Here is a 12,569-nt window from a genome sequence, read left to right on the forward strand (position 1 = left end):
GCCTCGCAGGACTCGCACCCAACCTCGCCGCTATGAATCCCGGCCTGGCAGGGCTCGCCTACGCTCCCATGCAGCCGGGATTGGCGCAGGGCTTGGCAGGGCTGGCCTTCACCCAAGGCCTCGCAGGACTCGCACCCAACCTCGCCGCTATGAATCCCGGCCTGGCAGGGTCGCCCATCGCTGCAGGCCTAGCCGGACTCGCACCGGGCCTCGCAGGTTTGGCCTTTGCGCCGGGCCTCGCAGGACTGGCTCAGGGGCTGGCAGGCCTAGCCTTTGCGCCTGGCCTGGCTGGACTCGCTCCGGGCCTTGCAGGCTGGAGCTTGGCACCGGCGCTGGCGGGTCTCGCTCCGGGGTTGGCAAGCCACATGGTCTCGCAAGGTCTCGCAGGATTGGCTCCGGGCCTCGCAGGACTCGCCGCACAGGGTCTCGCGGGCCTTGCGTCCGGTAGCGGCATAGGCTTCGCCGGTCTCGCACCCGCTTACGCAGGTCTCGCCGCTCAGCATCCTGGGCTGGCAAGCCAGGTCTTCCGCGTCCACGTACCGAGCCTTGCCGGCCCGGTGGCGATGGACGTCGTGAAGTAACGCGGCTGTCGTGCATTGCGATGCGAGCGTATCCATGAACGCGCTAACGGGTGCGGGTGCGCATGCATCGCAACCGATGCCGACAGAGAACTCGTCGGCATCGGCTGAAACGGCCAGAACCGAGCTGTTCCTCGATATAGGCAATGAACGAGCGATCCCATCGTTTTCGCAACTCGAGAAACTGCTCATGATCGTCGCGTTCGACGCTGCGTTTGCCGAGCGACTGATTCGTTACGGGGAGTCCGCAAAGGTTCGCTATGCCTGCGAACCGGACGAAGGCCACGTGCTCGATCGGTTGCTGTCCGACGACGGCGCAGGGATGCAGGCGATACGAAACGTCTTCAGGGCAATGATGGAGACCCACGAATGCATTCGTGCGCAAGCAGTGCACCTGTCATCGTCGGGTGCCGCGTGGCACATCGCAGGCGTCGACGACTCAACTGGGATGTCCGGATAACCGGTCGCAACACGCGACATTGCAACAGGACCAGCATGGCATACGCACTAGGCGTCACGCTTTCGCGCGGCCGCTCGGCTTGCCTGATATCGGATAGCGGTGCCCCCATTGCAATCACCGAGGCATGGCTGATCGGTCAGCCCGACGATCTTGCGCCCCCCGCCTTCGGTCGACGCTATGTGCAAATGCCCGAATGCAGCATCGACTATTGCCTGTCGAATGCCGGCATCTCGTTCGTCGATCTCGACGCGATCGTTTTTTGCGACCCCGCGCTATCGGTTGCCGGCACAACGCGCGAAGGCAGCGTTGCGGACTGCGTGCTACGGCTGCCGTTCTCGCCGCAATCGCGCATGCTGATGATCGATCCGATGCTCGCCCACGCGCATGGTGTGCATCACCTGTCGGGATTCCACGAAGCGGCTATCGTGGTGACGGCCCGCGACCACAACATGGCCCTGCGCGGTGGTTATACGGCGTATGGCCCGGTGACGTCGCTCGGGCACGTCGAGCTATTCAAAGCCAGCGAGGGCAGCATTTTCCGCGTCGCGAGGGCATCCTGCGGGGCACCCGAAACGCTGAGAAAGCAGCAATCGATCGAGGACATGCTCTTAGGTTTAAGCGCGCAGGCCTTGTTGAAGACCGGCTGCGATCGTCTGTGCGTCGCGGGCGATGTAGTGCCCGATACAGCCTCAGGCATTCGGACGCGCAACGCACTCAACGCGCGCGAAGTATTTGTTCAACCCGTAACCAACGACGGCACCGCATTGGGTGCCGCGCTTTATGGATGGCGCCATGAGCAACTTCCGTCTTTGCGTGATTGACGACTTCTACCCCGACCCGGCTATCGTACGGCAATACGCGTTGTCACTGCCGTTCAAGGAAATCGAGTCGAGCGCGGAAAAAACCTTCTACAAAGGACATCTGACCCAGCCACAACACGGCTACAGTCAGCTTGGACTCGAACTGATCGCGGCACAGTTGCGCAAGCTGATCTATTGGAACATGCCGACGGGTGAGTTCCGCTTGATATTCGAACGAGCGAAAGACGACCCGGATCGAAAGACCTGGATTCACTTCGACTCCATGGTGACGCGCTATGCGGCGATCGTCTATTTGAACGAACCCGAACAGTGCGAAGGCGGTACGGCGTTTTACCGTCATCGCGAGACGGGCTGGGACAACGTGCCGGATCTCGGGTCCGGCGCATGGCAGCAGGCAGAGGAACGCACCAAGAAGGAACCCGAGGCGCTGCTAAAGACGTTTCAGTCCGATGGCTTCGAGGTCGACAGCAAATGGGAGCAGCTATCGGTTGTGCCGATGCGATTCAACCGGTGCATTGTTTTCGACAGTCGGCAGTTCCATGCGCGGCTCGGCGGGTTCGGCCAAAGCACCAACGACGGCAGGCTGACGCAAAACTTTTTCTTCGATGTCGCACCCTAGGCGGCAGCCCGTCCGCCCTTCCCGCGCAGGCATCCCAGCGCGTCCGATAGTGCCTCCTTCATAGGAAAAGCGATCGATCATGAGGAATCCTCAACAAACCGTCGAGGCGATGCGCCGCTCAATCGAAGGCGTACTGACCGAGGAAGCCACGATGTTCGGCGTTTCGGTTCCGCGTGCCGCGCATCTCATCGACGAACGCGAGCATCTCGACCTGTCTTACTACCTGAGACACAAAATAGAGACGGTCCGCCGCATCCGCGCGACTGCGGTGACCGACGCACTCGCCTTGGCCGTCATGATTCAGGAGGACTATGCCGCAGCGCGGCAGTGGGCGGACTACCTCCAGACCGAAATGAACCATGACCAGCTTTACCTCGCCGATCTGAAGGCCCACGGCTTAACTGAAAGCGTCGTGCTTTCGGTCCCGCCGATGCCTGCTACCGAACTGTTGATGCGCAACCTGACACAGCGGATCGCCGAATACGGATCACTGCCGGCCGTAGCCTATTCGCTGTTCGTCGAATGGAATTCGTCGATCGCGTCTCCCAAGGCGGTAAAGCGCGCGAAGTCAGCATTGTCGGACGCACATGTGAAGGGCTCGCGTGCGCATACGGCGATAGACGAACGAGATGACCACTACCGGATGATGATCGACATCGCCTGTTCGGTGATGCGGGCACGTCACTACGCCATGCACATGCTCGAGGCGTTGGTGCGAGAAATCGCCGCGCTTTTTCGCGCCTACTTCCATGAGTTGCATTTCTTTGCCATCCCCACTCCGAACGGCGAAGCGCGGGCTCGCCATGTCCATTGACGCCAAGGCACGAGCCCGCACGACGTGAGGATTGCGATGCTGCGTTTTGACCCGCTTGCTGACGCGCTGCATGACGCGCCCTACGATTACTACGCGCGCTACCGGAGCATTGCCCCGTTGCATTGGGGCAAGCCCGTCAACGCCGGGATCGAGGGCGGCTGGTACGTCCTGGGCGAAGCCTTGACGCGAACCATCCTCGCCGATGAGCGCTTCGGCAGGGAAAGCCATCGAAGTGCCGATCCCGCGCTGCTGCCGCCGGAGCTACGCGAGCTCTATCACCTTGTGGACCATTGGGTGATGTTTCGCGACCCGCCCTACCATACTGCGTTGCGTGCAGCACTTGCGACGACCTTTTCGCGCGATGTGCTGGAGACAATGCGCGAGCGCTGTCGCGATATCGCGAGCGCGATGACTTCGCAGATCGCAAAGCGCCCTACGCTTGAGCTCATGAATGATTACGCGATCCCCTATGTGCTCACTTGTTTATGTCTCTTTGTCGGCATCCCCGTCGACGATGCACCGTGGATCAGGATGTGGGCGACTCCGCTTGCGCAAGCACTCGACGTGAAACGCGCCTCGCGCGTGTATGAACATGCCGGCGAGGCGGCGCGCGCCCTGCGCTCGTACGTCGACGCGCAACTGAACCGTGCGGCAGAGCGCGATGCGAGCACCGTGATCGCGCAGCTAGGCAAAGCGGTGGCGCTCGGCAGCCTGCCCCGGCAGGAAGCCATCGACTCGATCGTGCTGATTCTCGTCACAGGTCAGGAGACGAGCCGCAATCTGATTTGCAACGGCGTGCTGTCCCTGTTGCATCATCGAGAAGCGCTGACCGAACTCGCTCGAGCGCCGGCCGAGAAGTCGGCGGCGGTCGTCGAGGAGACGCTTCGATTCGAGTCGCCCGTGCACCTTGCCGGCCGGGTCGTGCGTGTCGATGTGGAATGCGAAGGTTACCGCTTTTGCGAGGGCGATTCCGTCGTCTGCTGCCTCGCGGCGGCCAACCGTGACCCCCAGGCCGTCACCGAGCCCGATCGCTTCGATCCGACGAGGCCGCGGATTCGCCACGTGTCGTTCGGATCGGGCATTCACGCGTGCCTCGGCGTCGGTCTTGCGCGGCACGAGGCTCGCGCTGCTTTCGAGGCACTCGCGCCCTTGCTCTCTCGTGCGCAATTGCTCGATGAAACACCCACATGGCGCCGCTCGGTGTTGTTTCGTTCGCTCGAGACGCTGCACATCGGCTTGTCGCCTGCGAACAACTTGCACATTAATTAGCAGTCCTAACTATATGCACTGAAGCGGTCGCATCGATGGCTAGAGGCCACGCATGCGACAGACGGCGGCCCGCACCAGCGCTTTGGTGCTTAGCGCCATCCCTCGAGGCGAAGCGTCGAGCGCACTAGGCGCTGTTCTTCCTGCTCGATTTCACGCAAACACTCGGCGACGCCCCGGATATGCTCGCTTGCCGCGCGTCGCGCCTGCTCGGGCAACTTGCCGACAACGGCGTTGTAAAGCCGCGCGTGCTGGCGGTCAATCGTGCGTTTTTCCGGCTCGCGATGATAGAGGTTGTTCACCGATGCGAAGACGGAATTCAGCAGCAAGTCCGTCAGCGAGCGCAGCGTGTGAACGAGGACGGGGTTGTGAGAAGCCTCGCAAATCGCGTGGTGAAACGCATGATCGAGGCGCGCATGCGTTTCCGCATCGCACTCCCCTGCACCGACCATCTCCTCGTAGCGCCGGGTGATGAGCACGTAATCGGCACCCGTGCCGCGCAGCGCCGCAAGACGTGCCGATTCCACTTCGAGCAGCGCTCGCACCTCGAAGAGGTCATAGAGCGTGCGCGGCTGCGAACCGAGCAGGTGCACCATCGGAGTCGTGTGCTCGCGCGACGCGAGGTTCGCGACGAACGAGCCGCGTCCGTGGCTGGTTTCGATGATGCCCCGTGCGCGCAGTAGCTTGAGCCCTTCGCGCAAGGCGGCGCGCGACACGCCGAGCTTTTCCGTCAGGCGTCGCTCGGACGGCAACGCCTGCCCTTCTTTCAGCACGCCGTCGACGATCAGTGCCTCGATCCGCTCGGCTACCACATCCGCCACTTGGCGAACGACTCGTTCTTCAAGCTGCATTTCCACTGGTATGACCACTCTTTTCGACAGCGGGGCGACGCCTTCCTATCCCCATTAAGATCGGACGTATAGGGCAATTCTACCGGCTCTCGCTTCGCCCCACACAAAAAACTGGTATGACCACTGGGCCGACCAATGGACAGCACTCAAAGCCCGGCTGACAATCGGTCGGAAAATTCACTACCGCCGCACGGTCGATCAACGACTGTGTGAGAGAGGAGGAGACAAGCGATGAATTTCGCTTACGACGAACGCATCGACGGTGCCTTGCCGTCGGTCAATCGCGCCGCGTTGCTCGTAGCGCTGCAACGCGTGGCGCCGCGCATGGAAATCCTTCATGAGCAGGAGGACCTACGCCCGTACGAATGCGACGGCCTGTCGGTCTACCGCACGCTTCCCCTTTGCGTCGTGCTGCCCCAGACCGTTGACGAGGTGTGCGCGGTGCTCAAGCTCGCCGCCGAGCGCGGGGTGCCGGTCGTCGCACGCGGCTCGGGTACAGGGCTTTCGGGCGGTGCATCGCCGCTCGAAAAGGGCATCTTGCTCGTCATGTCGAAGTTCAACCGTATCATCGAGATTGACGCATCGGCCGGCACCGCACGCGTGGAACCCGGGGTGCGCAACCTCGCGATCTCGCAGGCAGCGGCGCCTTACGGGCTCTACTATGCGCCTGACCCCTCGTCACAGATCGCTTGCTCGATCGGGGGCAACGTCGCTGAGAACTCGGGCGGCGTGCATTGTCTGAAGTACGGCCTGACCGTCCACAATATCCTGAGGGTGGAGATCGTGACGATCGATGGCGAGCGCATGACGCTCGGCGCCGAATCGCTCGATAGTCCCGGGTTTGACCTGCTTGCGCTTTTTACCGGCTCCGAAGGCATGCTCGGCGTGGTCGTCGAAGTGACGGTGAAACTGCTGCCGAAGCCACAGTGCGCGAAGATGCTGATGGCAAGCTTCGACAATGTCGAAACGGCCGGCAATGCGGTTGCGAAGATCATCGGTGCCGGCATCATTCCGGGCGGCCTCGAAATGATGGACAACCTCGCGATCCGCGCCGCCGAGGACTTCATTCACGCGGGTTATCCCATCAATGCCGAGGCCATTCTCCTGTGCGAGCTCGACGGTGCGGCCGATGACGTCGACGAGGACATCGAGCGCGTGAGCGCCCTGCTCGCCGAGTCGGGCGCCGTCGAGATCCAGATCGCGCGCGACGAGACCGAACGCCTGCGTCTATGGGCAGGCCGCAAGAATGCATTTCCCGCAGTCGGACGACTCTCGCCCGACTACTACTGCATCGACGGCACCATTCCTCGCCGCCAGTTGCCGCGTGTCCTCAAGGGCATCGCCGATCTCTCCGCCGAATACGGCCTGCGTGTGGCCAACGTCTTTCATGCCGGCGACGGCAATCTTCACCCCCTGATTCTCTTCGATGCAAATCGCCCCGGCGAGCTCGAACGCACTGAGGCGTTGGCGGGCAAAGTGCTCGAGCTTTGCGTCGAAGTCGGCGGCAGCATCACGGGCGAGCATGGCGTCGGCCGCGAAAAGATCAATCAGATGTGCGTGCAGTTTTCGAGCGACGAAATCGAATTCTTCCACGCCGTTAAGGCCGCATTCGATCCGGCTCGCCTGCTGAACCCCGGCAAGAACATCCCGACGCTGCATCGCTGCGCTGAGTTCGGCCGCATGCACGTGCATCACGGCAAGCTGCCGTTTCCCGAATTGGAGCGCTTCTGATGCGACGCGAACCGAACTCTGCCGACCGCAGCGAAGCGCTTCTCGATGCCGTGCGCGAGGCCATCGACAAACACACACCCCTCGCAATTCGCGGTGGCGACACGAAAGCTTTCCTGAGCCGCCCGATCGAAGCGGGTAATGCGCAGCCGATCGATACGCGCGACCATTGCGGCATCGTCAGCTACGACCCCACCGAGCTCGTCGTCACGGCCCGCGCCGGCACGAGGCTTGCCGAGCTCGAGGCTACGCTCGACGAAGCCGGCCAGATGCTGGCCTGCGAGCCACCCGCCTTCGACGGCCAGGCGACGATCGGCGGCGCGGTCGCCGCAGCACTCTCGGGCGCCCGCCGTCCTTGGGTCGGCTCAGTGCGCGACTTTGTGCTCGGCTGCCGCATCATCACAGGACATGGCAAGCACCTGCGCTTCGGCGGCGAAGTCATGAAAAACGTTGCGGGCTACGACGTCTCGCGTCTCTTTGCGGGCAGCTTCGGCTGCCTCGGCCTCATCACCGAAGTCTCGCTGAAGGTGCTGCCGAAGCCTCGCGCAACGCTCGATCTCGCCCTGGAAATGCCCGCCGCCGATGTGCTGCGCAAGCTCCCGGCGTGGCGCAACGAAGGTGTACCGCTCGCCGGCGTTTGCCACGTGGACGGCATGCTACGGCTGCGGCTCGAAGGGGGCGAGCGCTCCGTGGCGGGTGCGCGCGAGCGGCTCGGCGGCACCGTCATGGACGGCAGCTTCTGGACCGATCTGCGGGCGATGCGCCTGCCGTTCTTTGCCGATCCGGCGCCGCTCTGGCGGCTATCCCTGCCGGCCTCGGCGCCGCTCGCCGAGTTGCCCGGCGCCGTGCTGCTCGACTGGGGCGGCATGCAGCGCTGGCTCAAAAGCAGCGCGTCGGCAAGTGTGATCCGCGAAGCCGCGCGCGCGCTGGGTGGCTATGCCACCTGCTTTGCGCCTGGCGTCCCCGCTGAGCCGTTCGAGCCTTTGCCCGCCGCACTGTTGCGCGTGCACCAGCAATTGAAAGCGAAGCTCGACCCCCACGGCGTCTTCAACCCCGGCCGCCTCTATGCGGCGTTCTGAAGCTCAAGTATCGAAGCCATGCAAACCACGCTCAGTGAAGAAGCACGTTCGATAGCGCGCGCCGACGAAGCCGAGTCGATCCTGCGCGCCTGCGTCCATTGCGGATTTTGCAATGCGACGTGCCCGACGTACCAGGTGCTCGGCAATGAACTCGACGGCCCGCGCGGCCGCATCTATCTGATCAAGCAGATGCTCGAAGGCAAACCGGCCGGCACGAAGACGCAAACGCATCTCGACCGGTGCCTCACCTGCCGCAACTGTGAAACGACCTGCCCTTCGGGCGTGCGTTATCACACCCTGCTCGACATCGGACGTGCCGAGCTCGAGCGGCGCACCGAGCGTCCCGTCAAGGAGCGGCTCTTGCGCGCTGGCCTGCGCCGCGTCGTCCCTAACCCAGCGCTTTTCGGCACACTGCTCAAAGCCGGGCAGGCACTGCGCCCGCTGGTGCCTCGCACGTTGCGTGAAAAAATCCCGGCGTCGAGCTCAGCGTCCTCGCCGCGCCCCCCCGTGCGTCATGCACGCCGCATGCTGATGCTCGAAGGGTGCGTGCAGCCGGCGCTTTCGCCGAACACAAACGCCGCGACGGCGCGCGTGCTCGACAAGTTCGGCATCAGCGTCACTCCTGCGCCGCAAGCGGGCTGCTGCGGCGCGACCGAGTATCACCTCAACGCGCAGGATAACGGTCTCGATCGGGCGCGCCGCAACATCGACGCGTGGTGGCCCGCCATCGAGGCCGGCGCCGAAGCGATTGTGCTGACGGCGAGCGGCTGCGGCGCTTTCGTCAAAGAATACGGCGATCTGCTCCGCGGCGACCCCATCTATGCCAAGCGCGCTCAGCGCGTGAGCGAACTGGCACGAGATCTCGTCGAAGTGCTCTCGGCCGAGCCCCTCGACGCCCTACGCCCCGGTGTTGCAAACGAAAGTGGACGGTCTGGCAATGCGGGACGGATCGCAGTGCACTGCCCCTGCACGCTCCAACATGCGCAAAAACTTGGCGGCGCAGTCGAAGCATTGATGCGACGCCTCGGCTTCGACTTGACGGACGTGGAGAACGGGCATCTTTGTTGCGGTTCGGCTGGTACCTACTCAATTACGCAGCCACAGATCGCACGTACGTTGCGCGACAATAAGCTCGACGCACTCGAGGCCGGCAGTCCCGACACAATCGTGACCGCCAACATCGGCTGCCAGACGCACTTGAACGGTGCAGGCCGTACACCTGTGCAGCACTGGATCGAGTTGGTCGACGCGACGCTCACACATCTCTAACGCATCGCTTAGGTCGCTAGACATTCGTCTCTGCCGATCAACGAGAAGGAGGCATTGCCATGCAAACGAAACCCGTTCTCGGCCAAGCCGAGGTCAACGAGATACTCGCCGCAGCACGTGAGGAAGCCGACCGGCACGGCTGGAAGGTATCGATCGCCGTCGTCGACGATGGCGGTCATCCCCTCGGGTTCATGCGCCTCGATGGCGCCTCGCCCGGCAGCGCCTACATGGCGACCGAAAAGGCACGCTCGTCGTCCCTCGGCCGGCGTGAATCGAAAGCGTTTGAAGACATGATCAACAACGGACGATACGCCTACCTGAGCTCACCGTTTACCGCCACACTCGAAGGCGCAGTGCCCGTCCTCATCGACGGCCATTGCGTCGGTGCCGTCGGCGTCTCGGGCGTGAAGTCCGAGCAGGATGCACAGGTCGCCCGAGCCGGCATCGCGCGCGTCGTACCCAGGTCTGCCTGAGTCACCGTGAAACAGCAGATCCGGCCCTCCCCAGTACTACCGCGAGGCCGCATCATGAACCATCTGACCGACCGCCATGGCCTGCGCGTTGCCGACGCGCTCGCCAAGTTTATCGACGACGAGGCTCTGCCCGGCACCGGCGTCGATCGCGAAGCCTTCTGGCAAGGCTTCTCGGCAATCGTCCACGACCTCACCCCAAGGAATCGTGCCCTCATCGCTGAACGCGACCGCCTGCAGACGGAGATCGATGAATGGCATCGCGCCCATCCCGGCCCCGTGCGCGATCTGCCTGCCTACCGCGCGTTCTTGCAACAGATCGGCTATCTCACGCCCGCCCCCGAGCGCGTGCAGATCACGACGTCCGACGTCGACATCGAGATTGCTGAGCAAGCCGGCCCGCAGCTCGTCGTACCGCTTTCGAACGCGCGCTATACGCTCAATGCCGCGAATGCTCGATGGGGTAGCCTCTACGATGCGCTCTACGGCACCGACGCGCTGCCTGAAGACGGGGGTGCAACGCGCAGCGGCACCTACAACCCCGTGCGTGGTGCACACGTGATCGCCTACGCGCGTGCGTTTCTCGACCGTATCGCGCCGCTTGCCGGCGGCTCGCATCGCGAGGCGACCCAGTACGCAGTCCGCGACGGTGCGCTTCGAGTCGACACCGAAAAAGGCGAGCGGGGATTGGCGAGCCCGGAGCAGTTCGTCGGCTACCAGGGCGAGCCCAATGCGCCTTCGGCGATCTTGCTCAAGCACCACGGCTTGCACGTTGAGATCCAGATCGATGCGACAACCTCGATCGGCCGCACCGACCCAGCCCACGTGACGGACTTGCTGATCGAGGCTGCGTTGACCACGATCATCGACTGTGAAGACTCGGTCGCGGCCGTCGATGTCGAGGACAAAGTCGCGCTCTACCGCAATTGGCTCGGGCTCATGCAGGGCACGCTGAGCGAAGCGGTGACGAAAGGCGGCACGACGTTCACGCGCCGGCTCAACGCCGATCGCAGCTACCGCACCGCGGCGGGCGCAACGCTCACGCTGCACGGACGCTCGCTGCTTTTCGTGCGCGATGTCGGCCATTTGATGACGACTGACGCCGTGCTCGATCGCGACGGCAACGAGATATTCGAGGGCATTCTCGATGCCGTTGTGACAACACTCGCTGCGCTGTACGACCGCACAAACAAACTCAACTCGCGGACCGGGTCGATCTACATCGTCAAACCGAAAATGCACGGCCCTGACGAAGTGGCGTTCGCCAACGAGCTCTTCGACCGCGTTGAGGACCTTTACGGCCTGCCGCGCAACACGCTCAAGATGGGCGTGATGGACGAAGAGCGCCGAACGAGCGTCAACCTTTCAGCCTGCATTGCCGCCGCGAGCGGCCGCGTTGCGTTCATCAACACAGGCTTTCTCGATCGTACCGGCGACGAGATCCATACGGCGATGGAAGCGGGGCCGATGCTGCGCAAGGGCGACATGAAGACATCGACCTGGATCGACGCCTACGAGCGCAACAACGTGCTGGTGGGCCTGGCCTGCGGCCTACGGGGACGCGCGCAGATCGGCAAGGGCATGTGGGCCATGCCCGACATGATGCATGCGATGCTTGAGCAAAAGGGTGAGCAGCTTCGAGCGGGCGCGAACACGGCTTGGGTCCCGTCGCCGACGGCCGCGACGTTGCACGCCCTGCACTATCACGAGGTCGACGTCGAGGCCGTGCAGAAAGCGCTCGGGCAGATCGACTACGATAGCGAACGGGACGCCCTCATCAACGCACTCTTGACGATCCCAGTCGTTGAGCGTCCGCAGTGGTCGCAAGACGACATTCGCAACGAAGTCGAGAATAACACCCAAGGCATCCTCGGCTATGTGGTGCGCTGGATTGACCAAGGCGTCGGCTGCTCGAAGGTGCCCGATATCCAGAACATTGGCCTGATGGAAGATCGTGCGACGCTGCGCATTTCGAGTCAGCATATCGCGAATTGGTTGCATCACGGCATCGTCGATGAGCCGTTCGTCAAAGGGACGTTCGAGCGGATGGCGGTGGTTGTCGACAAGCAAAACGCGGGCGATACGAACTACCGCCCGATGGCGGCCGATTACACCGGCTCAATCGCGTTTCAGGCCGCCTGTGCGTTAGCGCTGCAAGGCCGCGAGCAACCGAGCGGCTATACCGAGCCGCTGTTGCATCGCTTTCGCCGTGAGCTCAAAGCGCGCATACGGCATGCCGTGAAGCATTGAATATATTTGAAGTAGCATCGATGCGATGCGTACGAAGTTACGACACTGAAAGACAAAATATAAAGTTACGTAATTTTATTGAATGCAATAAGTAATGCCGTCTTGCCGACCGTTGCATGCGTCACATGCGTGCTTCGGTCGGCGTGCCATGCGTATTAGCTCAGGCGACGAAGTTACACCCGTCGCTGCGCTGTAAAAGGCGGGTGCGGTATTGAATCGAGGAATGAGTTCGCGTCGATTCTGGAGGATATCGGTCCTGGCCGGACTCGGACAGACCACCGCCTTTTTTGCAGTAAGTCGCTTTGCAATAGAGCGGTCGCCTTACAAGAACAAAAGGTCGACCTCGATTTTCCTAGGAGACAAG

12 protein-coding genes are annotated in these 12,569 nt (G+C 62.8%); 11 read left to right on the forward strand and 1 reads right to left on the reverse strand.

The genetic code is table 11. The features are described 5' to 3' along the window. The 6 genes from VL598_RS01760 to VL598_RS01785 all read left to right on the forward strand — a co-directional run. Positions 1-581: hypothetical protein (locus tag VL598_RS01760; protein WP_325324981.1), on the forward strand; the 581-nt coding region annotated here is incomplete at its 5' end. Positions 582-615: 34 nt separating this feature from the next. Continuing rightward, positions 616-1,038 carry a hypothetical protein gene (locus tag VL598_RS01765; RefSeq protein ID WP_325324982.1) on the forward strand — a complete coding sequence of 141 codons (423 nt, stop codon included), beginning with the start codon at positions 616-618 and terminating at the stop codon, positions 1,036-1,038. Positions 1,039-1,073: 35 nt separating this feature from the next. Further along, complete coding sequence (locus VL598_RS01770; RefSeq protein WP_325324983.1) at positions 1,074-1,859, forward strand: hypothetical protein; 786 nt, start codon at positions 1,074-1,076, stop codon at positions 1,857-1,859. Next, positions 1,831-2,478 (forward strand): DUF6445 family protein, encoded by a 648-nt coding sequence (locus VL598_RS01775; protein WP_325324984.1) that lies wholly within the window; start codon positions 1,831-1,833, stop codon positions 2,476-2,478. Before VL598_RS01770 ends, VL598_RS01775 begins: the two co-directional genes overlap by 29 nt. A 79-nt stretch (positions 2,479-2,557) precedes the next feature. After that, positions 2,558-3,292: a hypothetical protein gene (locus tag VL598_RS01780; protein ID WP_325324985.1), complete on the forward strand. Its 735-nt coding sequence runs from the start codon at positions 2,558-2,560 to the stop codon at positions 3,290-3,292. A 36-nt stretch (positions 3,293-3,328) separates the two neighbouring features. Next, entirely contained in the window at positions 3,329-4,561 is a 1,233-nt protein-coding gene (locus VL598_RS01785) for a cytochrome P450 (protein WP_325324986.1), read from the forward strand. An 89-nt stretch (positions 4,562-4,650) separates the two neighbouring features. Here the strand turns inward: VL598_RS01785 and glcC are convergent, their stop codons facing one another. Beyond that, entirely contained in the window at positions 4,651-5,409 is a 759-nt protein-coding gene (gene glcC, locus VL598_RS01790; RefSeq protein ID WP_325324987.1) for a transcriptional regulator GlcC, read from the reverse strand. A gap of 231 nt (positions 5,410-5,640) precedes the next feature. Between glcC and glcD the strand changes: the two genes are divergently transcribed. The 5 genes from glcD to VL598_RS01815 all read left to right on the forward strand — a co-directional run bounded on the left by glcD (position 5,641) and on the right by VL598_RS01815 (position 12,205). Then, positions 5,641-7,140, forward strand: coding sequence for a glycolate oxidase subunit GlcD (gene glcD / locus VL598_RS01795; RefSeq protein ID WP_325324988.1), 1,500 nt, complete (start codon positions 5,641-5,643; stop codon positions 7,138-7,140). Then, positions 7,140-8,216, forward strand: a complete 1,077-nt coding sequence (gene glcE / locus VL598_RS01800; protein ID WP_325324989.1) for a glycolate oxidase subunit GlcE — start codon at positions 7,140-7,142, stop codon at positions 8,214-8,216. Before glcD ends, glcE begins: the two co-directional genes overlap by 1 nt. Before the next feature lie 18 nt (positions 8,217-8,234). Then, positions 8,235-9,485 carry a glycolate oxidase subunit GlcF gene (gene glcF / locus VL598_RS01805; protein ID WP_325324990.1) on the forward strand — a complete coding sequence of 417 codons (1,251 nt, stop codon included), beginning with the start codon at positions 8,235-8,237 and terminating at the stop codon, positions 9,483-9,485. Positions 9,486-9,544: 59 nt separating this feature from the next. Next, complete coding sequence (locus tag VL598_RS01810; RefSeq protein ID WP_325324991.1) at positions 9,545-9,958, forward strand: heme-binding protein; 414 nt, start codon at positions 9,545-9,547, stop codon at positions 9,956-9,958. A 63-nt stretch (positions 9,959-10,021) separates the two neighbouring features. After that, positions 10,022-12,205, forward strand: coding sequence for a malate synthase G (locus VL598_RS01815; RefSeq protein ID WP_325324992.1), 2,184 nt, complete (start codon positions 10,022-10,024; stop codon positions 12,203-12,205). Positions 12,206-12,569: the final 364 nt, after the last annotated feature.

The sequence above is a fragment of the Trinickia sp. genome (genome assembly GCF_035492435.1).
Taxonomy (GTDB): domain Bacteria; phylum Pseudomonadota; class Gammaproteobacteria; order Burkholderiales; family Burkholderiaceae; genus Trinickia.